This window comes from Paenibacillus oryzae (assembly GCF_001675045.1).
In the GTDB taxonomy this organism is placed as follows: domain Bacteria; phylum Bacillota; class Bacilli; order Paenibacillales; family Paenibacillaceae; genus Pristimantibacillus; species Pristimantibacillus oryzae.
The window spans coordinates 61,103-84,691 of sequence record NZ_LYPA01000024.1; the positions used below are offsets into that span (position 1 = coordinate 61,103).

The 23,589-nt window shown below is 47.1% G+C and carries 20 protein-coding genes; 13 read left to right on the forward strand and 7 right to left on the reverse strand.

Annotated elements, in window-relative coordinates; all coding sequences use genetic code 11:
• Window positions 1-794 precede the first annotated feature (794 nt).
• Entirely contained in the window at window positions 795-1,796 is a 1,002-nt protein-coding gene (locus A7K91_RS01545; protein WP_169833362.1) for a phosphotransferase enzyme family protein, read from the forward strand.
• Window positions 1,797-1,917: 121 nt separating this feature from the next.
• Window positions 1,918-5,709 carry an S-layer homology domain-containing protein gene (locus tag A7K91_RS01550; protein WP_068678975.1) on the forward strand — a complete coding sequence of 1,264 codons (3,792 nt, stop codon included), beginning with the start codon at window positions 1,918-1,920 and terminating at the stop codon, window positions 5,707-5,709.
• 78 nt (window positions 5,710-5,787) lie between these two features.
• Here the strand turns inward: A7K91_RS01550 and A7K91_RS01555 are convergent, their stop codons facing one another.
• Window positions 5,788-6,777 (reverse strand): zinc-binding dehydrogenase, encoded by a 990-nt coding sequence (locus tag A7K91_RS01555; RefSeq protein ID WP_068678977.1) that lies wholly within the window; start codon window positions 6,775-6,777, stop codon window positions 5,788-5,790.
• Between the two features lie 123 nt (window positions 6,778-6,900).
• Here A7K91_RS01555 and A7K91_RS01560 point away from each other — a divergent pair, with 123 nt between their 5' ends.
• The 4 genes from A7K91_RS01560 (at window position 6,901) to A7K91_RS25915 (ending at window position 9,787) form a co-directional block, all read left to right on the forward strand.
• On the forward strand, window positions 6,901-7,779 hold the full coding sequence (locus A7K91_RS01560; protein WP_068678979.1) for a LysR family transcriptional regulator: 879 nt from the start codon (window positions 6,901-6,903) through the stop codon (window positions 7,777-7,779).
• An 84-nt stretch (window positions 7,780-7,863) separates the two neighbouring features.
• Complete coding sequence (locus A7K91_RS01565) at window positions 7,864-9,078, forward strand: RCC1 domain-containing protein (RefSeq protein WP_082967168.1); 1,215 nt, start codon at window positions 7,864-7,866, stop codon at window positions 9,076-9,078.
• Window positions 9,079-9,295: 217 nt separating this feature from the next.
• Window positions 9,296-9,496 carry a cold-shock protein gene (locus A7K91_RS01570; protein WP_068679008.1) on the forward strand — a complete coding sequence of 67 codons (201 nt, stop codon included), beginning with the start codon at window positions 9,296-9,298 and terminating at the stop codon, window positions 9,494-9,496.
• Window positions 9,497-9,574: 78 nt separating this feature from the next.
• Window positions 9,575-9,787, forward strand: a complete 213-nt coding sequence (locus A7K91_RS25915; protein ID WP_082967169.1) for a cold-shock protein — start codon at window positions 9,575-9,577, stop codon at window positions 9,785-9,787.
• A gap of 108 nt (window positions 9,788-9,895) precedes the next feature.
• Here the strand turns inward: A7K91_RS25915 and A7K91_RS01575 are convergent, their stop codons facing one another.
• Window positions 9,896-10,558, reverse strand: coding sequence for a YczE/YyaS/YitT family protein (locus A7K91_RS01575; protein WP_245697159.1), 663 nt, complete (start codon window positions 10,556-10,558; stop codon window positions 9,896-9,898).
• A gap of 183 nt (window positions 10,559-10,741) precedes the next feature.
• Between A7K91_RS01575 and A7K91_RS01580 the strand changes: the two genes are divergently transcribed.
• Together A7K91_RS01580 and A7K91_RS01585 are read left to right on the forward strand one after the other, a co-directional pair.
• Entirely contained in the window at window positions 10,742-11,287 is a 546-nt protein-coding gene (locus tag A7K91_RS01580; protein WP_068678983.1) for an RNA polymerase sigma factor, read from the forward strand.
• Window positions 11,253-12,206, forward strand: coding sequence for a hypothetical protein (locus tag A7K91_RS01585; protein WP_068678984.1), 954 nt, complete (start codon window positions 11,253-11,255; stop codon window positions 12,204-12,206). The genes A7K91_RS01580 and A7K91_RS01585 overlap by 35 nt, the downstream gene beginning before the upstream one ends.
• Window positions 12,207-12,411: 205 nt before the next feature.
• On the opposite strand, the gene A7K91_RS01590 is transcribed toward A7K91_RS01585, so the two are convergent.
• Entirely contained in the window at window positions 12,412-13,572 is a 1,161-nt protein-coding gene (locus A7K91_RS01590; RefSeq protein WP_068678986.1) for a cobalamin-independent methionine synthase II family protein, read from the reverse strand.
• A gap of 144 nt (window positions 13,573-13,716) precedes the next feature.
• On the reverse strand, window positions 13,717-15,072 hold the full coding sequence (locus A7K91_RS01595; RefSeq protein ID WP_068678988.1) for an SEC-C metal-binding domain-containing protein: 1,356 nt from the start codon (window positions 15,070-15,072) through the stop codon (window positions 13,717-13,719).
• A gap of 255 nt (window positions 15,073-15,327) precedes the next feature.
• Between A7K91_RS01595 and A7K91_RS01600 the strand changes: the two genes are divergently transcribed.
• The 5 genes from A7K91_RS01600 to A7K91_RS01620 all read left to right on the forward strand — a co-directional run bounded on the left by A7K91_RS01600 (window position 15,328) and on the right by A7K91_RS01620 (window position 19,444).
• Window positions 15,328-15,663, forward strand: a complete 336-nt coding sequence (locus A7K91_RS01600) for an alpha/beta hydrolase (protein ID WP_156739248.1) — start codon at window positions 15,328-15,330, stop codon at window positions 15,661-15,663.
• Between the two features lie 64 nt (window positions 15,664-15,727).
• On the forward strand, window positions 15,728-17,626 hold the full coding sequence (locus tag A7K91_RS01605; RefSeq protein WP_082967170.1) for an S-layer homology domain-containing protein: 1,899 nt from the start codon (window positions 15,728-15,730) through the stop codon (window positions 17,624-17,626).
• Between the two features lie 244 nt (window positions 17,627-17,870).
• Window positions 17,871-18,416: a GNAT family N-acetyltransferase gene (locus A7K91_RS01610; RefSeq protein WP_068678992.1), complete on the forward strand. Its 546-nt coding sequence runs from the start codon at window positions 17,871-17,873 to the stop codon at window positions 18,414-18,416.
• A gap of 58 nt (window positions 18,417-18,474) precedes the next feature.
• Window positions 18,475-18,888, forward strand: a complete 414-nt coding sequence (locus tag A7K91_RS01615; RefSeq protein WP_068678994.1) for a DUF3995 domain-containing protein — start codon at window positions 18,475-18,477, stop codon at window positions 18,886-18,888.
• Window positions 18,889-18,904: 16 nt separating this feature from the next.
• On the forward strand, window positions 18,905-19,444 hold the full coding sequence (locus A7K91_RS01620) for a CDP-alcohol phosphatidyltransferase family protein (protein WP_245697161.1): 540 nt from the start codon (window positions 18,905-18,907) through the stop codon (window positions 19,442-19,444).
• 108 nt (window positions 19,445-19,552) lie between these two features.
• Here A7K91_RS01620 and A7K91_RS01625 read toward each other — a convergent pair whose 3' ends face one another.
• From A7K91_RS01625 to A7K91_RS01635, 3 genes are read right to left on the reverse strand one after another with little or no spacing between them, the layout of a single operon-like run.
• The gene (locus A7K91_RS01625; protein WP_068678996.1) at window positions 19,553-21,307 is read right to left on the reverse strand and encodes a type 2 periplasmic-binding domain-containing protein; all 1,755 of its coding nucleotides are present in this window, start codon (window positions 21,305-21,307) and stop codon (window positions 19,553-19,555) included.
• Window positions 21,308-21,364: 57 nt separating this feature from the next.
• Window positions 21,365-22,255 carry a carbohydrate ABC transporter permease gene (locus tag A7K91_RS01630; protein WP_068678998.1) on the reverse strand — a complete coding sequence of 297 codons (891 nt, stop codon included), beginning with the start codon at window positions 22,253-22,255 and terminating at the stop codon, window positions 21,365-21,367.
• A gap of 11 nt (window positions 22,256-22,266) precedes the next feature.
• Window positions 22,267-23,229 (reverse strand): ABC transporter permease, encoded by a 963-nt coding sequence (locus A7K91_RS01635; RefSeq protein ID WP_068679000.1) that lies wholly within the window; start codon window positions 23,227-23,229, stop codon window positions 22,267-22,269.
• Between the last annotated feature and the right edge of the window lie 360 nt (window positions 23,230-23,589).

The window sequence follows — 23,589 nt, forward strand, 5'->3', positions numbered from 1 at the left end:
CGAATCTCCAGCGTTAATAGCAGAAGCGATCGGGACGTGTGCAAGTAGAATGCTGCGCAGGTCATAGGAAGGCTTTCAGGCTTTTAAAATGAAACAAGAGTGCATATCTTCATATCTTCACCTCTTCACCAAGCAGGGACGTTTCAAAGTCATGATGTATCATGATTTTGGAGCGTCCTCTTATTTTGTATTGTCGTGGAAGTGGTTGCTATGGAAGTGGGAAGCATGGCGTCGGAAGGGTACCTAAACCTGCGGACAATGATGACCGTTAGAGGCTGCTTTTTATGGTTGTTCGCTTTCTAAAGGACAAAAGCGTCCGTAAAACCCAATAATTCCGCCTCTATGCGCCATTTTGGATCGCTAAAGGACACGGGTGGCCGTTGCTCAAAGAGAATGTAGTCATTTCAAGTCCTAGCGGCCATTTATGACCGGCAAACTTGATATCATCCCGTTTTTTGGATAAACTTGCTTTTGTACTCTATTTTTTTTCGAAAAGAGGCTTATGTATGTCACCAGGCTTTCATTTCATTAGGTTGAGAAAGTAAAACGCTTCTTTTAAATCCTGATTACAGGGTTTATTTGATTTGGCGTTTTATCAACTGGGAAGCTTTAAGGCTCGCCCAATGAGATGGAGGCTTTTTTATGCCCGAATTAGCGGCAAGGAGACGGCTATGCCCTTTTTTAAGCATGTGCCTAAGCGGTAAGCGAGCATTTTTCGCCTTATCTCTTGGGCTATTTGTCTTTTGGCCTCCATCTCATTTGAATCTGAATCTACCATAATGGAGGTTATTCATTTGAAAACAAAACATTGGATTGGTCCTGATTTACTCCAAAATGCGTTGAAGCATTATTGCGCAAGTGATCCCCATCTGTCTTATGTTGGCGGACTACAGAACCACGTTTACGAGTATAAGCAAGGTGGAGGAAGCTTTATGTTGAGATTAACTCCCGCCACCAATCGAACAGAGAGCCTGGTTCAGGCGGAGCTGGAATGGATTATATTTCTTGCCGATAAAGGCGTTTCGGTTTCAAAGCCGATCCATTCGAGGAATGGCCGATTGACTGAAGCGGTTTTTTCACCCGAACAATATTTCATCTGTGCCGTATTTGAAAAAGCTAACGGAAAAGCGGCCGAATATCCGGAGTGCCTGCAAGACAATGACTTATATGAGCGGCTCGGTCGGCTTACGGGAAAAATGCATGCTTTGTCAACATCCTACCAGCCACAAAAGGACCCCAGGCAGGATTGGAGCAAAAATTGGTTTTTGCAACATATCGATTTGATTCCCAGTTCACAAGCTGCTGTTCGTGCCAGTTGCTCCAATTTGATTAAGGCCGTTTCTTCATTACCAAAAGAAGAAGGAGCTTATGGACTTATTCACGGTGACATCAACGTTGGCAACTTCAGAATAAATGAGTATGGAGAGATAACGTTATTCGACTTTGATGAAGCCCAGTATAGCTGGTTTGTCGAGGATATAGCGGTACAGCTTTATTATTTGGTATACGTCTATGGCGGAAAGGATGGAAAGGAACTGAGGGAGGAGCAAGCTCGCCGATTCATGAAGCATTTTATGAAAGGTTATCATCTTGAGCATTCGCTAGAGGAGTATTGGCTTAAGCAAATTCCTTTGTTTCTCAAGCTCAGGGAGCTTATCGTTTACATTGGCGCCTTCCGCAACTGGGATGGGGATGAAGCCTTCAGCGGATCGGACAATCAATGGTTTAAGGACTGGATTGCTGAAAGCAAAGCAAGGATCGAAAACAACATTGCCATTGTTGATATTTGGAGTTAGTTGAATAGCAAATGGAATAGTAAAAATCACATAATCTCTTAATAAGGCCAGAGATTTAAGTTTACATTGCGCTGATATAGTACTCCTTGATAGGACAATCTTAAGGGGGAACTACGAAGCAATGAGAGCAAAAAGATTACGCAAAATCGTTTTGATCGCATCTATTCTATCGCTGCTGGGAGGAATTCAAGCCGGCTATGCGCCAAGGCATCAGGTTCATGCCGCCGAGCCTGTGGCGGAGGTTGTGATTGAGGACTTTGAGGATGGAATTTCGGATGTGAAATTTAATCCTAAACGGATGTATGAAGCTACGCTGCACCTGGAGGAGGATGAGAAGCGGGTAAGGAACGGCAGGTATTCCGCCCGAATTGATTACGATATGATCGGCATTGTGGACAATCCCTCCCAAATCGAGGTTGGGTACAATGCGGGGCGCATCCCGGTTGAACAATACCCCCAAAAGGTAGGGATGTGGGTATATGGAAACGATGAAGGACATTTGCTGACAACTAAATTCAGAGATAAAAACGGCTCCTCATTCCAAGCGGAATTTTATGATGAAACCAACGACGGGATCAACTGGAGCGGCTGGAAATATGTCCAGGCGGATGTGCCGCAGGGGAAAGCTGCGCCTATTGTCCTTGAGCTGTTTTTTCAATTGAAGCAATCCAATATGGCCCTAAAAAATAAAGGCTCTATCTGGATCGACGATATTACCTTCATTTACGGTGAATCAAACGAGGATAAAGAGGTTCCAACCATTAAAGCGATCTCCCCCCTCGAAAATGATGTTTTGAGCGCGCCGCTTGACGAGCTGAAGGTTGAGCTGGCCGACAATGGGTCGGGCTTGGATTTGACCACATTATCGGTTCGTTTGGATGGCGCCGATATTACGAATGAAACGAGCTATAACCCGGAAACTAATCTGTTGACTTATCCGGGCGGGCTGGTGGATGGCGGATATCATGAGCTTGCCCTGGAGGTAAAGGACAACAACGGGAACCCGGCTGAAAAAAAGGTGGCTTTTGCAATAAACGCAGGTGAACGCTTGATCATGACCGCCGATAATGAAGCGGTAAGCAACGATATTTATCCCGTAAAGATTAGCGTAAAAGATTATGTAAATGCCGATCAGGCTTCATTTACACTGCAATATGATCCCCATACGCTTCAGGTTGATGGCATTGCGGAGGCTTCTGGAGTTGTTTTGTCCTCCAGTGCCGATAACGAGCAGGGAAGAGTTCGCATCGGCCTGAGCCATTTAACGTCGGCTAATGCGCGGGATAGCGTAACCGTTAACTTCAGAGTGGCCTCTCATGCTGTGCTGGAACGCGGCGAGGACTACAAAACGATTACGATGAGCGACAGCAGTCTCTCGGCCGGTCAGGTTCAAACCAGCTCTCCGATTGCCGCCCCTGTTCGTTATACGATTGCCTTTCCTTATAGGCTGAATATGGCGGGCGTTGGTCTTGGAACATCAACCGCGTTTACTGTGCTGGATCGCGAAGGTAAGCCGGTTCAGGGGGCGGATATTGTTTTTGGCGGTTTATTGAAGCAAAGCTCCGTGGTCACCGTTAATACGGTAACCTCCAGTGTATATGAAGACGATGACATAACCTCCAGCGTCCTTATGGCTGCTGCTGCCGGAGATCGTTTCTATGCTTCGGCCGAACCAGATGACGGATGGTTTGAGATAATTCTTCCCGATGGCCGCACCAGCGGTTATATCGCGGAAGCGGATGTCAGCAGCCAGCTCCTGAGCGGCAGTCTTGGACAAACTGATGCCGAAGGGCGAGTCATGACGGATTTGACCACGCTGGCGCTTGGAGAGTATCAGGTTCAGGCAGTAATCGGTGAGCAAAACAGCCGGGTTGTCCGTTACGAGGTTGTCCAGCAATATGGAAGTAATGAGCCTCAATACGTTCAAACCTACGTCTCGGAGGATATGTCCTCTCAGTTGAGCGCAGCCTGGCAAACCAGGCCGGATCGAGCCGTTACCTATATTGAATACCGGGAGGCTTCCCTTGAGGGGGTAGGAATAGATTCGGATAGTAATGGTATTAGACGGCTCCAGGCCGAGAGCGAGCTGCAAGTGCTGAGCATGAAGGAAAATGGGACAAAGGGCGAAATCAGGTTCCATAATGCGTTGATTGAGGGGCTAAAACCAAATACGGCCTACAACTATCGCGTGGGCTATGAGGGGAACTGGTCGGAGTGGTTTCTTTACAGAACGATCGATCAGCAGAAATCGACGCCAACCTCCTTCCTGTTTGTAACGGATTCGCATACCAAGCAGACGCAAGGCATGGAGACCTACCAGGAATTGATGACGAATGCATTGGAGCAATATCCGTCGTCGCAATTTGTTATGCATGGCGGCGATTTCGTTGATGTCGGCAGCGCGTTTGAGGAATGGCAGAGGTTTTGGCAGGCTTCTTCCATTTATGCAACAAGGCTTCCGTCCGCTTTGACATTGGGGAATCACGATGTGAAGAGCGAAGGAAAGGACGTATTTACGAAGGGTGCAAACTTCCCGTTGAATGGGCCAGAAACCCAGCTCCAATATGCGTATTCGTTTAATGTGGACGATGCCCATTTTGTCGTGCTTAATTCGGAGGGCACAGAGGAGCAAATGGCGGATCAGGCGGTATGGCTGGAGGAGGATCTGGAGCAAAACGATAAAAAATGGACAATCGCCATGTTCCACCGTCCTGCTTATCATACAGAAAGCGGAAGGGAATCTCTTGTAGAATATACGCAGACGTATTTTGCGCCTATTCTGGAGGAAAAAGAGGTTGATCTGGTTCTGGTTGGCCACGACCATGTCTATTCCCGCACCTACCCGATGCAGGGAGGGGAGCCAAACAAAACGTCGAACGAAGGCACGATTTATTTGGACGGCGGAGCCTCCGGCTGGAAATTTTATGATGGCGCCAAACATCATTATTTGAATGAAATTTTTGATGAGGATGTGCCTGTGTATTCCGCTATTGAAATAACCGAAGATAACATTCAAGTAGAAGCGCACACGATTGCGGGCGCGAAGGTAGATTCATTTACGATCGTAAAGGCAAAGGGGAATGAGACGGAAACGCCGGAGCCAACTCCGACCCCGACTCCAATTCCAACTCCGACAACGGAGGCAACGCCGAACCCAACCTCGACACCAGAGCCAACGTCAACATCAGGATCAACGTCTGCGCCGATATCGACATCGGGAGCAACAGCGTCGCCAACGCCAACAGCAGTAGCGACGCCCAAGCCGACACCAGCAACGGCAAGTCCAAAACCGACGCAAACGCCAACAGCCGCAAAGCCGGTATTCCGTGATAAGGTGAATATCGACGCGGTAAAAGCAGTTGCAGAAAGGGGGGAATCTGCTCAAGCTGCAAGCTTTACGGATGTTCCCTCTTCCCTGTGGAGCGCTGCTGTAGTTGAGCGGGCCTCCAAAATGGGAATCGTAACGGGTTATGCTGACGGGTCCTACCGTCCTGACGATAAGGTCACTCGCGCTGAATTTGCCACGATGGTTATGAAAGCCTTTGGATTGACGGGGTTGAATGGCGCGTCCTTCCCCGATACCGCAGGACACTGGGCTTCGTCAGCCATTGCGGCCTTGCAGGCTGAAGGCATTATTTCCGGCTATAAGAACGGCTCGTTCCGTCCCGATCAGAACATTTCCCGTGCCGAAATGGTGGCCATGCTTGCCCGGTTAACAACATATGTGCCCGCTACAACGAACTCATTCTCGGATACAACAGGGAGCTGGGCAGCCGAACCAATCCATGCCTTCGCAGCCGCAGGCATCGTAAGCGGCAAAGGCAGCGGTTTGTTCAAGCCAAATGAATCTGCCTCCCGAGCAGAGTCGGTTGCAATGATTGTTCGCCTGCTGGATACATTGCTTTCGGAATAAACGGCCATGAAAAAATGATGAAATGATAAGGTCGTTCAGAAGGACGGTGAAAACCGCCTGCTGAGCGGCCTTTTTTGATTAGGCGATGCTTATCCCGATATTTCCATATTGCTCCCCCTGCTCCATCTGCTCAAAGGCAAGCGCAATATCGCTAAGGGGGTATACGCAATCGATAACAGGTCTTATCTCATGAAGCTCAATAAACTGAAGCATGTCCATAAATTCCTCATGGCTTCCCATTGAGGAGCCGATAATGCTGATTTGAGGGAAAAAGACGGCCCGCAATGCCAAATCCATATGATCACCTGAGCTTGCACCAAAGGTAACGATGCGGCCGCCGGGCTTAATAACCTCAAAGTATTGAGGGAAGGTTGCCGGCCCGATGCTGTCCAGAATAAGGTCGGCTTGCTCGCCCTTCATACCTTCCTTCCAATCTCCATAGCTGTCAAAAGCATAATGAGCTCCATTCGATAAGGCGCTTTCTCTTTTTGCCGCACTGCGGGATGTAACGCTAACCCGCGCTCCCGCCGCCAAAGCCATATGCATGGCATAAGTCGCCACGCCTCCTCCAATGCCTGGAATAAGGACATGCTCGCCCCTTTGTAAGCTGCCTCTCGTGAACAACGCCCGATAGGCGGTTAAAGCGGACAGCGGCAATACTCCGGCTTCCTCCCAGGACAAATACGGAGGTTTGGGGATTGCATTTTGTGCGGGAACGATAATGGATTGTGCAAATGTTCCGTCTGTTGGCCCTCCTACAATGTCCGGGACCGCTGGAACGCTGGAGGCTAAATCCCATCCTAAGCATGGATTAATGATGACCTCGGAGCCTATCAAAATGTTTGCGACACCTTCTCCTATGGCCTCCACAATCCCTGCGCCGTCGGAGCCTGGAATCAGAGGCGCATGATCGGCTGCCCGATCCGCCATCAGGAATAAGTCCCGATGATTCAAGCCAGCGGCTTTCAGTCTTACTTTAACCTCCCCTGCCCCGGGCTGCTTGTCCGTTACATCTCTATATGACAGACCCTTCGGGCCTTTTTCTCCTTGGTGCACGATTGCTTTCATGCTTGTTCCTCCTTGTGTCTTTTTGCAAAGCTCACCTGAATTGTACAGAGCGGAGCGCATGCAGTAAAATGAACAGAACTGATGGCGAATATCACAAATAATGATAGTGAGGGGGACGCAAAAATGGAGAGCGGAGATTTGAAAATATTTCAGGCAGTAGCCCGCGAGGGAAGCGTGACGAAGGCGGCGCAAAAGATGAATTATGTTCAGTCAAACGTGACGGCCCGTATTCAGCATCTTGAGTCTCAGCTTGGAGTCCCTCTTTTTCGGCGTTCCAATCGTGGCATGACTTTAACTCCGGCAGGCGAAAATTTATTGAGCTATGCGGATAAAATATTGACCTTGATGGGGGAAGCCGCCCAAACAACCCAATATTCCGATCAACCGTCCGGCCCCCTCCGGCTAGGTTCCATTGAAACAACGGCTGCCATGCATTTGGCGTCTTTTGTGGGGGAATATCGGCGCCAATACCGGGATGTACAATTGTCCCTTCAGACCGGCGGCTCTCATGCCCTTGTGCAGAAAGTATTAAACGATGAGCTTGACGGAGCATTTGTTTATGGGGAGGCGGATACTCCCGAATTGGAACATATAAATTTCGCCCAGGATGAAATGGTGCTGATATCAAAACCAGGAAGGAGCGGCATGCGGGAGCTGCTGGCGCAGCCAATGCTGTTTTTTGATGTGGGCTGCACGCATCGGGAGAGGGCAGAGGCTTTTCTAAGAGAAATGGGCATTACAGACTATCACATGATGGAGTTTGGCACATTGGCCGTTATTCTGGACGGTGTTTCCTCAGGTCTTGGCGTCTCGCTGCTGCCGCGATCATCAGTTGCCAAAATGGAGGAAGACGGTAGAATTCTTTTGCACGCGTTGCCGGAGAAATATCGCACCTTGGAGGTTCGGTTTGTTTACCGGAAAAACGTCTGGCATTCCAGCGCTTTATTGAGGCTCGTGGAATCAATTAAACGGAGCATGTCATCCTCAAAGCAATGCGAATAGAGTGGGAATTGCAGAAATATTAGTTCTTTAATTCTATATTATTCCATACATTATCGTGGTATCCTTTTTGTGGGAGGGATAGACATGATAAAAACAAGGAAATTAGCTGTACTAATGGGTGCTCTTTTACTATCACTCTCATTAGCCGCAGGCAGTGTCAATGCTTCAGTGGGGAAAGTGTTTAGCGACCAAGGCGTGGGGGGAAGCCAAAGCTTGCTTTTGACCTCGGAAGGGAAGGTTATCAGCTTTGGGGATAACGGCATGGGCCAACTTGGGGTGGGCAACAGCACTACATCACCTGTGCCGCAAGTAATAAACGGGCTTACGGATGTTGTGGCAGTCAGCTCGGGCGTCAATTTTTCATTGGCCTTAAAGTCCGACGGCACGGTTTGGGCGTGGGGCACTAACAGCATGGGCCAGTTAGGCGATGGGACAAAAACGAAACGATTGAGTCCTGTAAAAGTGAGCGGGTTAACGAATGTAATAGCCATTACATCAAGCGGCAGCCACTCTATGGCTCTCAAGTCTGACGGAACCGTATGGAGCTTCGGAGGGAATGGATCTGGAGAATTGGGTTTAGGGAACAATACATCCTATACGACCCCTCAGCAAATACCTAATTTTAGCAACGTAGCTTCCATTACTAGCGGCAATTACCACTCTGTTGCAGTCAAAAATGATGGAACGGTTTGGGTATGGGGCAGCAATATCTTCGGTCAGCTGGGAGACGGAAAAGTAGGCGTAAATTTTAATGCCTCCAGTCCGAAGCAAGTAGCGGGCTTAACGAACGTTGTTAATGTCAATGCCGGCATTGGCCATAACCTGGCCCTCAAATCGGATGGTACTGTGTGGGCTTGGGGAGATAATAGTCAAGGGCAGCTGGGGGATGGAACGAAGACTAGACGAATGGTTCCTACAAAAATACCTTCGCATCAATCCTTTGTAGCTGTAGGAGCGGGAGGATATAGCTCCTTCGGATTAAAAGAGAATGGAACCCTTTGGGCTTGGGGAAACAATAACGCCGGACAGCTTGGCATAGGCACGGCAGGAGCCGAAACATTGGAGCGCCTTGGTCTCACGGGTACAGTTGCGCCAATTATTCAGATTTCCTCGCCCAGACAGATCGCATCCGATGTCAGAACGATAAGTATCGTTTCCCAGCATGCTTTTGCAATCAAAACAGATAATACGGTTATTGCCTGGGGCAAAAACGAGTTTGGGCAGTTAGGCGACGGTACGTATACATTTAGAATAACGCCATCGGTTGTATTTTCGAATACAAGCGACTGGGACTACTAAAAAAAAGAGAAAAACGGTCCTTGTGAGCTTTATTTGTTGGATGTTCTGAATAAAAGTTGTAAACAAAGTCCAGGAGTGTTATAATTGGTTTAATACATTTTAGCCTGAAATCACATATTGTAGAGGGTTATTATTGCAGAAGAGTAACCTTGTACAATATGTGATTTTTTTATGCAACATAAGGTCATGTATAAATGATGATAAGGGGTAATGAATGATGCAAACAGGAACAGTTAAATGGTTTAACGCAGAAAAAGGCTTTGGTTTTATTGAGGTTGAAGGCGGAGACGACGTATTTGTACACTTTAGCGCTATCACTGGCGAAGGCTTCAAATCGTTGGACGAAGGCCAACGCGTTGAATTTAACGTAGTTCAAGGCAACCGCGGCCCACAAGCCGAGAATGTTGTAAAGCTGTAATTTTGCTTCAAAGCCCTATGCCTTGCATAGGGACTTTTTTTTTACCATTGATTCCATGAAGAGAAAGAGGGTTGCTGCTTGTACTATTCACGGAAACGGCTACTGGAGGAACTTCCACAGGAAAATACGACTGTTTGGTCATGTTCTAATGAAAAGTGCAATGGATGGATGAGAGATAACTTTGTTTTTTCAGACCAGCCTATATGTGTCCAATGTCATTCGCTTATGGTGAAAGGTGAAAAAATGCTTTCTATTGTTGTTAATACAAGCCCTAGTCAGACAAGGGGTTAAGCAGTCGATCAATTAAAATTTTAAACACTCGCAATCAAATGGGGCGCCCAAAAGTTAGTTCGTGCTAACTTTCGGGCGCCCATTTTGTGCGGGAAATGATAAGTGTGTCTAAGATGGCGTAATGGAATGTTCAGAGTCCGTTGACGCTTTTGCCAGAAGCTTTCGTGTGAAATTAACATCAAAAAACTGAATAATAGGCCCCAGGGCAAGTGCGCAAACCAAGGTTCCGAGTCCAACGATGCCTCCTGCGAGGAAGCAAATGAGCGCACAGAGAGCATCCGTAAACATCCGATGCCAAAAATAAGAAATTTTTGGTATCCTCTTTACCATAATCAGGGACAAGCTGTCATAAGGAGCAACCCCTACATCGGATGTCTGGTATAAGGAAACCCCGAAGCTGCATACGACTACGCCAATAATCACAACGACTAAGCGCTGGCCAAACAGCTGAGGTTCGCCGAATAGATGTATAAAGGTATTGTAAAAGAAGGTGACGATGTAGCCCAGAAAAATGGCATTAACGATAGTTCCGGCCCCAATTAACCGGCGTCCCATCGTAAACTGCAAAATAAACAAAACCAGATTCAGCAAAATAAGAAAATTGGCATATACGATGCCGCTGACCTCCGCAAGCGCCATGACCATGCCGCTGAACGGATCATTGCCCATGCCGGACAGCTTGAAGATGCTGATTCCCATACCGAGAAATATATTGCCAAGAACCATAATGATCATTCGTTTAGCATCCACTCTTTTGAAATAAGCCATCATGTGATCCATCCTATGTCCTGAATATCGTTCCATTTTTCACAAATAACGACGTCATTATATCATAATTCCTTAAGGGATATAAGCTGTAAAAATAAATGGGAATGATGGAATGCCCCGCCCTGGTCACAGAATAGCCTGCCTGAGTGTCTTACTCTATAACTGAAACGGTTGGAGGTGAAGAGTATGGAACCCGCAAAAAAAGAAGTTCCTTATTTGAACGAACTGATGCTTCGGTATCATAAGCCGATACTTATTTATTGCTTTCATATGCTGCGGCAAAGACAAGATGCCGAGGATGCGACTCAGGACATTTTTATGAAGGCGATGAATCATTCACAAAACGGCGAAGGCATACAGAACGAATCGGCATGGCTGTACCGCATTGCCCACAATCATTGCAGTAATATGTTGAGAAGGCGCAAGCTGTTAAGCTTCCTGCCTTTTGGTCAGGAACGAAAGCGGGAGCTCTCCCAGGAGGCTTCATACGCTCAAGTTGACGAGTCCATGGCAATTGATGAGCTTTTGGCCAAGCTGCCCGTAGAGGATCGTTCCGTTATGGTGCTGCGAATTATTGAGGATAAATCCTATGAGGAGATCGGGATGATTCTTCATGCAGCTCCTGCTACTGTCCGGAAAAAGTTTCAACGCGCCAAAAATAAGGTGAAAAAATGGATCGAATTGGAGGAAGAAGAGCATGAGCAAAAAAAACAAGGTATTTCGTACATTTGACCAATTTGAAAGAGCTTGGAAAGCAGAGAACATTCCAACGCCAGAGCTTCAGCACAGCTATGCTCAAATTTTGCGAACAGCTGGCGGTAAAAAAACAAATCTTTCCTGGTTACGCCCCCTTCCAATTGCGGTGGCTATATTAGGTATAGGTGTATTGCTCCTTGCGGGAACGCAGGTATCCGCGCTTGTTTCTAAATACATTCTCTATGATCGCGATGGAGAGGCTGTCCTAGTATATGATGAAACCTCAGTAGAGCAGTCAAAAATTGACGAACAGATCAGAGCTATTTACATGCCATTTTTTGATACCATGGAGCAAATTAAAAGAGGATTGGGAGCTGAGGAAACGGCTATATTTTTGGTGCCGGAGGCTTATAAGCTGAATGGCAGCTATTACACGTTGCAACAGGACAACAATTTTACAGATATAAATACTTTATCTCAGGCTGCTGATACAGACTTTAGTCTGCCCGCGTATATACCCTCGGGTTATCAGTTTACAGAGGGGACAATCAGCTATTCCATTAATGAAATGGACCGCGATCTTCTGAAGCAGTGGGCAGTAGAAGCGTCCGAGGCGGGGCTCCCCTATATCGTGAAGAATTTGCCTCAAACGCTTAAAACTGAAAGGATCAGTTATCAGTATTCAAAGCTTGAGTATCCATCCTATTTTAGTTTGAGGGTTAGCATTGATGAGGCAACGGGATATACCTCGGTAGACAGTCTAGAGCATGAGGAAACGGAAGTCGTAGATTTGGGCCATGGCGTGGAGGCTATTTATGAAAAAGCTTTGCGTTCGCTTACATTTGTATTAACAACTGACGGCAATAACTATCAGTACAGGGTTGAGAGCAGCGATGCGACACCGGAAGGAGAGTTGTTAAAGTTTGCTAAAAGCCTGATACCAACATTGGACTAACGAATTTTCACCAAAGTGGACTGGAGGGGAATGGGTGTCTTGAGGGCGAGTTTTTTTGTCTGCTTTTATCCACTAAAGCACAGGATCAAAATAAAGCGGACAAATAGGTTTGAGCTTCCAAGACACCCTTTTCCAGGAGATACCGGTTTTGCTGAATCATTATTCACCATAACAGACTTTTCGGGCAGTTCCTTGCTTATTCAGTCTAATTGCTCCAATATTGCTTGGCAATTTTTTGGCCTTGGCCAATTTTTGCCCATTGCTCGGCTTCGCTTAGTTCGTTGCCGCCGTCGCAGGATGCAAAGCCGCATTGATGGGAAAGCAGCAGGCGCTCCTTATCTATAATTTTGGAGGCTTCGTCCAGCAGTTGGAATACGCGCTCCTCGTCATCAAGCGTGTTGGTTTTGGAGGACAATAAGCCCAATACGATTTCAGTTTCAGGTCTGTCCTTGAAAACCTCCAGCGCTTCGATTGAGCCTGCGCGCTCGTCGTCCCATTCCAGGAAAAAGCGGTCGTATTTCAGCTGCTTCAGGAACAGGTTGGCGATTTTGGCGTAGGAGCCGCCGCCCATGTTGCGGGAATCATAGTTGCCGCGGCAGTTATGAGTCCACATTTTTAGGCCAAGGCTATGGCCAAAATCTATGATGGTGTTGTTGATATCAATAAATTCAGAAGCAAGAGCCTGAACTTCCTCTTGATTAATATGCTCGCCCGTATAAGGGGAGTTAGGGTTGTCGTCGGCAAACAGCTCCCACAGACAGTCATCGAATTGCAGAATTTTTCCGCCGACAGAGGCAAATTCCTCTACGAATTCCTTGTAGGCCTTCACCAATCCTTGTTTAAGCTCCTTAGTGTCCTTATAAACGGCAGCCGTGCCGCCAATATTGTCGGACCAGGATAATTCGCCAAAAATATGCGAAGGAGACGGTACGCAAAGCTTTGTTTCATGCTCGCCAGCCGTTTCTTTAAGCTTTTTGAAAACAGTGATGAAATGATGGTTTTTACCGCTTAGCTCGCCGGTGATGCGCAGGCCGATGTCTTTCCGTGTTTCATATTTCGAGCTGCCGTCCATATCGCGGAAAAAGTATCCGTGGTCAGCGATGTAGCGTTCAACCCCGTCAAAGCCCCATACAAAATCCAGATGCCACATGGACTTGGAAAATTCGCCGTCTGTAATAACCGACAGGTTTTGCTGGATTTCCTTTTGAACAACCTGTTGAATAGCCTCATTCTCACATTGCTCGTAACCCTCAAAGCTTTCATAAAAAGGGTATTGGATATCATCCCGGTGTTCAATTTGCGTTTTATATTTCAGTAGCTCGTTGGGGCGCAACAAGCTGCCTACGATTTGAAATTTATCAGTCATGCCAAAAACCTCCCTGTTCTGTTTGATTGCTAGTGTGATTTTTAAAGTTTAGCATGATAGCCAATGGTAGAGGTAATACCAAAAAAACATACCTGGTTATAGCCTGAAGCTATACCGGGTATGTTCACTTTTTTAGAATATATGTTATTTCGAGAGTAACTTCAGCAGCTCAGGCTTTGCCAGCCAAAGATGGCGGTTCATTGATACATAAACAACAGCCTCCCGCTCATCGCCAAAGCCAATGACAGAAGGGATGCTGCGAGGCAGCTGTTTTTTGCCCTGAAGATACGGCGGAACAAACGGGTTATGGCTAACAGCTGTCTTGATCAGAGAGGTTAGATGAGCCGATTTTCCATTGAGGCTATATTCCACGAGAGCCCGGCTATAGTTAAAGGCTGCGGTTCCATCCTCGTTGTATTGATTAATCAGAAGCTTGGCGGAATTCCACTCCTCCGTCTCCAAATAAGCGGTCAGCAGCAGCTCCCGTACTCCTTGATTATCGTTTGGATTCAGCTCCAGCATTTCTTGATAATGCCGGATGGCTTCGGGCATATTGCCCATCATCTCGCAACTTTGCGCAAAGCCGAGCTTTGCCCGCATATAGGGTCTTGTCGGAAGGTATCCCCAGAAATACCCTTTGTTTTCCTCAAAAAAGGCTTTGCCTAAACGATTTTCCTCAACCTGCAACCCTTGTTTGTAGAAGTAGGCCGCTTCCTTGGGCGTTGATGCGCATTCGGCTAAAATGTTGTAGGCATCTCCGCTTTCGGGGTGAAGCAACAAAGCATCCTGGGCCAGCTTAATCCGGCGTTTCGGATTGCTTTCCTCCCATGCCGAATAGACTAACTCGGAGGCTTGCTCCTCCTTGCTGAGCTTTTGCGGCTTAGCGGGCTGCTTGTTCATCATTTGTTGTAAAAATGCATTGGCTTCATCCATTGTTTCGAAATTTTGTTTCTCCAGCAAAGCATGAATCCGGGCCATTTCCTGTTCCATAGCTACTCTTGAGCCGGAGTGAATAGAAGACGATTGCTCTCCTCTGGCTGATTCTGTCAGCATATAAACATGATCCTCAATGAAGCTGAAAATTTGTTCCGCTCGGCCTGATAAGGTTGCGGCTGAAATTCCATATTTTTTAGCAATAGCGGATTGTGTTCCGGCGTAATCGAAATTTTGGCAAAGCAAATATTCCAGCGCCGCAGGGAAAGTTCCCAGCTTTTGTGCGATAGGCAGGCATTCGTGGGCGTATGCATTCCAAATTCTTATGAATCTTGCAATATGCTCTTCTTCGTAAAGCCCGGATGTGTTTTGCAGAAAATGATTTGCAATTTGTTGATGCAGCTCGTTGGGCCATTGGAGATGCTGGTTAATAACATCGCTTAAGGATGGGGCATGTGACGAAGTAATAGGCGTCACCTTGTTTGCTTCATCCTTATTCAAACAGCATTTTTTGTACTTCAGTCCGCTGCCGCAGTGGCAAACGTCGTTTCTTCCTAATTTCCTCATGGGACCTCCCAGGTTATTGATTCTGGTCTTATTATCGCCTAAATCATTGAATTAGGAAAGGAGTTGGCTTGTATTGGGATAATTTATGCCAATTCTTTTCAAGGTCATGCCCCATTGGAAATAACGCATCCTAATCAACAACGCCACCCCGTTGCATCCTGGGCGGTTTTGCGATCATGGCAGAGAAATTTTAATACCTTGATATACAGTGATGCTCAAATTAAGCATCCCGGCTTCATGCGGATTATTAAAGACATGCTTCGATCAGAAACGTATACGCTTGCTGACATGTTCAACAGCTTTTATAAAGGCTTCAAGCTGGCGTATTGCCAACGTTTCATTGAGCAATTGGATCATTATCATTTTATGGAGAGCCTGGAAGAAATTCATTTGCCTGTTGTCTTTATACATGGAGTCTACGATTATCAGGTTCACGGAAGTCTGGTGAAGCAATTTTATGAGAAATTGCGTGCTCCATCCAAAAAAATGATATGGGCCTCCAAATCCGGACATGCTTTTCACCCGGACGATACCGCACTTAATGAACAATATCTTATACAGCAATTGTCCTATATGGAAGAACCCTCTTAATCTATCGACGTATAGAAAATAGTATAGTAAAATAGTCCCTATTGAAGAAAATGGAGGGGATAGGATGAAGAGGGCAAAATATAAAATAGTAATGATGATTCTAGCGCTGGCGCTTATGATTCCAGGCGTTGCTGCTTATGCGGACAACGGTCCGGCATTTAGCGATGTGGGCAGCACCTTCTGGGCAAAGGACGAAATTGATAGCCTGGTTCAGCTAGGCGTTGTTAAAGGCTTTGATGATAATACGTTTAAGCCTGCCGCACCCGTTACGCGCGAGCAATTTGCCCAATTACTCACGCTGGCTTTTTATTTGGATATTCCGACGGACAATGAACAGTCGTTTCGCGATGTAGCGACAACACGCTGGTCTTTTCCTGCGATAGAGGCGGCCAAGGATTTCCTGACGGGTTATTATCCGCCAAGCGGGAAGGCGTTTTTTGATCCCACAGCCAAAGCGACCCGCGAGGATGTTGCTGTTGCTTTGGTCAAAACGATGAATTACCAGCCGGATGATCTGAAAAATCCTAATATTTTGGACTCTTATTATGATGGCGATGACGTTTCTCCCAATTTGCAAACCTATATGGGTATTGCAATTGAAAAGAAGCTGCTGACCGGTTATCAGGATGGACGGCTGAAGCCGGGCGCTCCCGTTACCCGCGCTGAAGCGGCAGCTTTGATCTATCGAGTTCTCAAAGGCGCCTCCGGCGACAGCCAAGCCTCATTGGAGCTAAATGTCGATGTGCCTGAGAAAACCTCGACGCCTACCGTTTATGTAACGGGCGATGTGACGAAAGGCGCAAGCGTCTCGATCAACAACAAGCAGGTCGAGGTTGTTCAAGGACAATTTCGTTGGGCGGTTGTGCTGGAGCAGGAAGGAACCTATACGTTGACGATTGTCGCCCGCATGCCAGGAGGCAAAACGGAGACTGTAACTAAAAAGGTTGTTTTTGAAAAAGGCGGGCCTACGTTGGAGGTAAAAGGCGTTCCGGAGCAAACGGACAACAAAACGTTAAAGGTTTCCTGGACTGCAAAGGACCCTAACGGCAGCAATCTAACTGTATACCTCAATGGTGAGAAGCAGTGGAGCGCTTCCTCCTCGGCTACAATCGAGCTTGAGGAAGGAGTAAACACCATTATTGTTCGAGCGGAAAATGAGTCCGGAAAAACCGCTGAAGTGAAAAAACAAGTTTTAGTTTCGACAGGTGGTCCGGCCTTAACCGTTGATCTTCCCGAAACAACTGATAAAGAATCTGTAACCGTCAGATGGACAGTCAAGGACAAAAACGACGCCTCTCCGGTTGTTTATGTCAATGACGAAAAGCAGTCCTCCTATGGCAATTCGGTTGCGGTTAAATTAAAGGAAGGCTCCAATTCCATTATCGTCAAAGCAACGAATAAGTTTGGCAAAACAACAACCGTGACAAAAACCATTATTTTTAATGCGGGCAACTCCGCTTTGACTGTAGGCGATTTGCCTGAAACGACTGAAAAAGAGTCGGTTACGGTTTCCTGGTCAGTCAAGGATACGAATGATTCAGCACCGGCTGTATACGTCAACGACGAACAGCAAGGCAGCTACTATACGAGCAAATCCATTACTCTTGTGCCTGGAGTTAATACAATCAAGGTAAAAAGCGTTAATAAGCTGGGAAAAGCGACGGAGGTTGTCAAAACGATTACGTTTAATCCGCCAGCTCCCGCCTTTGTGTTGACCCATGCGCCAGAGACTACATCCTCCCCCAAAATTACGGTCAGCTGGACATTGACAGATGTTAATGATTCCAGTGCAAAATTGTATATGAATGATGCACAATTATCGTCTTATTATAGTTCTATCAGCGTTGACCTGAAGGAAGGCGACAATGTCTTCAAGTTTGTCGCTACGAACAAATACGGAAAATCGACCGAGGTTTTGTATAAGGTAACCTACACGGCTGTTCAGCCAGAACAGCAATCCTGAAGGGCTAACGGCCACAGGTCGTCACAAATACTCTATTGATCTTTGAAGAGTCCGGTTTCGTTTACCCGAAACCGGCCTTTTCTTTTTGCCGTTTTACATTTAAGGGAAGGAACAGAAATTATTGTGTCGAACAGTAAAGCAGTGATAGAAAAGAATCCATTTGACGCGTTCATAGGGCGAGTTCTGGGGTTGTGCAGCGTTTCAGGGCTGCCATCGAATCCAATCTCTTTAAGGAGGTACTGGCATGCAGCTTGAGACAAAACGATTAGTCATCAGGGAATTTACAGCGGTGGATGCAAAGGCAGTTCATCAATATGCTTCAGACGAAAGGGTTACCCGGTATATGATTTGGGGGCCAAATTCAGAGGAGGAAACCTTTGATTTTGTTCAGCGTACCGTCGATATGCAGAGGCAGCATCCTCGCCTTGGTTATGAGCTTGCGGTTGAGTTAAAGGAAAACGGAAAGTTGATCGGAGGCTGCGCCATTCATCAGTCAAATCATCAGCAAGGCGAAATAGGGTATTGCTATAGCCCGCGCTATTGGCAGCAGGGTTATGCATCGGAAGCGGCGTCTGCTTTGCTGGCATTTGGTTTTGACGATCTGGGTCTTTACCGCATCTTTGCTACCTGCCGCCCCGAAAATATAGGGTCTGCCAAGGTAATGCAGCATATCGGCATGTCCTATGAAGGACATCTGCGCGGTCATATCTGGCATAAAGGCGGTTTTCTGGATTCCTATCTATATTCTATTCTGGAACCTGAATATCGGGCGATTCGATACAAAGCATAACGAGCGTCACAAATGGTACTGCAATTGCAACTCAAAGAAGATTAGGGGCGAAGGGGATATGTTGTTTTGGATAGTTGGAGGCATATTGTTTATGCTGAGCGGAATTCACTTGTATTGGATGGCGGGAGGGGAAGCTGGAGCAAATGCGGTCATCCCAAGCAATGGCTCGGAACCATTGTTTCGGCCGGGAAAGGCAGGGACGGGAATGGTGGCGGCCGCATTGGCATTGGCAGGTTGGTTTGTGCTGGAGCTTGGCGGCGCGGTCGAACGTTATGTATTTCCGGAATGGTTGTTTTCGTTCGGAGGTTGGGTATTGGGCGGTATTTTCTTGCTGCGGGCTATAGGAGACTTGAAGTGGGTAGGTTTTTTCAAGAAACAGAGGCGGACGTTGTTTGCCACCTGGGATACCATGTTTTATTCACCATTATGTCTATTTCTAGGGACCGGAGCCATAGCAGCGCAAATCATGTGAAGGCTGGTGCTTGAGCATGGCGATGTTGAAGCAATTACCCAACCTGATGACACTATTCCGAATAACAGGTTCCATCCTTTTGTTGTACCTGGAGCCGCTTACGCCTGCCTTTTATATATTTTACCTGCTCTGCGGCGCAAGTGATATGCTGGATGGTTTTATCGCTAGACGCTTCCGTGTCATAAGCCGTTTCGGAGCGGCGCTGGACAGCGTGGCGGATACGGTTTTTGTACTTGCCTTGGCCTTTGTTTTGTTGCCAATGGTCATCCTGCCGTTATTTATATGGTTGTGGCTGGCAGGTATAGCCGTGATTAAGCTAACCTCATTGATTACAGGTTTTTTCAAATATCGCTCGCTTGCTTTTCTCCATACCTACGCCAATAAAATAGCCGGAATCACGCTCTTTTTGTTTCCTCTGGCTTATGGTATCTGGAGAGAGCATGCAGCAGCATCTGCTGGAATTTTGTGTGCCATTGCGAGCATCGCCGCTTTGGAGGAGCTGATCATTAATATGACGTCTTCAAAGCTTGATCCTGATATAAAAAGCTGGTTTTAAGGAATGCCCTGATAGGGGATAGCGAAGGCGAAGCTATCACAGCCTTGATATAAAAACATGATAAAGGCCCCGCCGAAATGGCAGGGCCCTTATCAGATTGAAGAGTATTTATTGATAGGTCCCGGTATATTTCGGCGAAACCAGCTTGACGCCAGTTGCGTTTTTGAACTCTTGAACGCGGGCGTTTTTGGCAAGCTCGATATCCTTAAGTCCCAGCTTGTCCAGCGTGGCAAGCGCTTCTTTGTATACCGTTTCAAATTCGGCTTCGTTTTTGGCAAAAAGCATTTTTGGAACGATTTGCGCCCAATATACAGTAATTTTAGATTCAGCGTTGGCTTCCTTGGAGCCTGGCGCGTAAGCGTCGAACAGGTTGCCGGAATCCAAAACATCGTTGCTGAACATATATTTTGCGGAGCCGTAGAACAGCTTGTCCTGATATTCCGTCTGCTCATTCATTTCGGCTTCCTTCACGTTTTTCAGCCATACCTCGTTAACCAGCCACCAGATGGAGTCGAAGCCCCATTTTTTGGAGGCGGCATTCCAGTCAGTGTTGATTGCTTCTTCAATTTCAGCATTCAGCTTGAATTTGCCGTCAGCGGTAACGGTAAAGGTTTCGCCTTCCTTGCCAAAGCTATTGACGGTTTGACCATGCTCGCTGTACAGATACTCAAGGAAACTGATCGCGCGGTCCTGCAGCTTGGACTTTTTGTTAATAAACGTTAATGTCCAGCCTTTGTTAAGCGATCTGCCGTATTGAGGCAATGTGCCTTCGCTGGAGTGAATGGCATCAACCGTTACATATTTTGCATCTTTATCAGCCAGGTAAAGCTGGCCTACAGGGTCTTTATAGTCGGCATAGCTGCCAATCTTCATGAAGATAGCGCCTTGCGTCATTTTTTCGGCAATCTGGTTGCGGTCGCTTGTGAAGTTTTCCAGCGACAGCAGGCCTTCCGAATACAGGCGGTTGACGAATTTCAGCACATGCTTGTATTCGCTTGTACGGCGAACATCTACATAGGAGCCGTCCTCGGCTTCGCTGACAGCGCCAAAGGAGCCGCTAAGCACGCCCAGAGAGTCGTTGATGTATTTGTCCTTGTCGTCGAGATAAATAGGCAGAACGTCCAGCCCGTTATATTTTACGCCTGCTTCCTTCACCTTTTTCAACGCCTGAATTAAGGAATCCTCCTGCTGCAGATCCTCCATCGTAATGCCTAGATCATCCATGATATCCTTGCGGACCATGATTTGACCATTGGAGCGTTCGTTATAGAACGTTTTTACACCGGGATATTGCTCAAGCATTTCCGGAGAAACATAATAGTTTGGAATCGCGTAAAAATTGCCGTCGGCTTGTGTATACCAGTCGACCATCGTTTGTGGCAGAATGGTTGTCAGGTACGGATCGTATTGTTCCATTAATTCATTCAGCGGAGCTACCATGCCGCTGCTCATAAGCGTCTGGATCAGCGAAGTGCTGTTCCAGCGGTCCAGCGTAATGACATCGGGCAAATTGCCGGTTGCCATCATGACGTTGAATTCTGAGTTTACATCATTACCGGCTAATACAAAATCAACGCTGATGCCCGTTTCTTCCGTAATAAGCTTGTCCACATAGTTGTTTTGAGCATCCCACTTCTTGGAGTAGCCCGGTACGCCTACATACCAGGACAAGGTGGCCGGAGATGTGTTGGACTTCCAGCCTGGCTCGGACGCGGCTGCCGTCTCTGAGCCTGCTTCGCTGTTTGCGGTAGCTGCGGGACTAGGACTTGCTGCATTATTGCCGTTGCCCGCTTTGGAGCAGCCGGCCAATATGACGGACAGTATAAGCATGATGGACAATAAGGCTGTTGCTGTTTTCTTCATTGTGTTCCCCCCAGGTTAATATATCGTAAGCTTTATGTCATCCAACCTCAAGCGCCGTTATCCTTTGACAGAGCCAATCAGCATGCCCTTGATAAAAAATTTCTGTACAAAAGGATAAATGAGCACGATCGGGAGAGATGCGGCGACCATGGCGGCCAATTGCAGAGTAGTTGTCGTCACTGTATTTTGCGAAGCGGCGACGGTTCCCGACATATTGGCCAGCAGTAAAGCAGCTTCTGTGCTTTGAATCAGCTTCAGAATATAAAGCTGGACCGTTTGCAGATGATCGCCAAACGTATAAATCATGGCGTCATAATAAGCGTTCCAGTGGCCAACGGCTGTAAACAGCGAAACGGCAGCGATAACGGGTTTGGACAGAGGCAGAATAAACCGGAAAAAGATGGTGTATTCTCCCGCGCCGTCTATTTTGGCAGATTCGATCAGCGCATCCGGCAGCTCTGCAAAGTAGGAGCGGAACAAAATAACGTTCCAGAAGCTGAACAACGCCGGAATAATAAAGACCAAAAAGTGATTGTACAGTCCAAGCGAGTTAATCAGGATAAAGAACGGAATCAATCCGCCGCTGAGGTACATGCTGGAAAGCCCCAATATGGAATAGATGCCTCTATATTTCAGGTTTCTGCGAGAAAAGGCGTAAGCAAACATGGACGTAAAAATAATATGGGTAAACGTACCGATAACCGTCCGGGCTAGCGTAATCCCAAATGCCTTGATCAAGGCGCTGTCGCTGAACAAAGCCCCATAGTTGTCCAGGGTGAACTTTCGGGTGAGCAAATATACGCCGCCTCTGGCGTAATCGGAGCCTTCATTAAAGGAGCCGATTACGGAATACCAGAAGGGATAAAGGGTAAACACAATCAGTACGATCATGATCAGCACATTGCATACATTAAACAGCCGTTCGCCAAGCGAGCGATCTTTTACCACGGGATGACCTCCTAGAAAATGCCTTTGCCGGTTATTTTTTTAGCAGAGAAGTTGGCGAGATACAGCAGAATGACCGCAATGACCGTTTTCATCAAGCCGACGGCAGTGGCGTATTCCATCCGGAACTCCCGGAGTCCCACCTTGTAGACGTAAGTATCAATAACCTCGCTGGCGTCAATGTTCAGAGGATTTTGAAGCACAAAGAACTGATCGAAACCGCTGTTCAAAATATTGCTGACCGCAAAAACGAGCAAAATAACAATCGTGCCGGTAATCGATGGAAGCGTAATGTGCCAGATGCGCTGGAACCGGGTGGCCCCGTCCATATAGGCGGCCTCATACATTTCCTGGTCGATCCCCGCGATAGCGGCCAAATACAGGATCGCTCCCCAGCCAAGCTCCTTTACGAGATTGGTCAGCACAATCAGCAGCCAGAAATAATCCTTTTCGCCAAGGAAGTGAATCGGCTCGGAAATGACGCCAAGCTGCATCAGCACGTAGTTGACGACGCCGCTGCTTGGAGACAGGATGTTAATAATCAATCCGCCGAAGATGCTCCAGGAAATAAAATGGGGCAAATACGTCACCGTTTGCGTCAGCTTTTTGAAGCGCTGGGAAGTCAGCTCGTTCAGCATGAGCGCAAACAGGATTGTAATGGGGAAGGTAATAATCAGCCCCAGCAAATTAATGCCCAGCGTATTGCGCAGCATGTTCCAGAAATTGATGTCGGTGACGAACTCGCGGAAGTTGGCAAGGCCAACCCAGTCTGCGGAGAAAATGCCCCCGATGCCCGTTACAATGCTGTAATCCTTAAAAGCGATTAATACGCCGTAAAGCGGAATAAATGTAAACACAAGAATAAAGATAACGCCGGGAAGGATCATGGACTGAAGCGAAAGCTGATCTCTATTGCGGGATGGCTTGCTTTTGCCTGTCGTTTTCCCGGCCGGAAGCGCTGCGTCTGAATCTGTCATCTGGCAACCTCTTTTCTCTTAAGCTAGTCTTGTTCAATTGTAAGCGGTTCAAGAAAACGATAACAGGATTGCAGTTTATGAAAAGGTATCATTATTCATCCTGCTCCTCATGCGTGTCTGTGCTTCTGCCCGTGTCTGTCTCTCTGCCGCATATTTACGGACATCCATGACCTTTAGAGCTGATTTTTTGACGGGAAGCCTATTTTAACGGACATTACTGGCCGTCACAGCTTGAATTTGCGCCTACAACGTAACTTTTGAGCGTCTAAAGGACACATGTGACTACGCTTGACCCATAACGCTTCCTTAAATTTACAGTAAAAAGCGATAGCTGCTCAAGACGTTTTGGAACACTTGGAG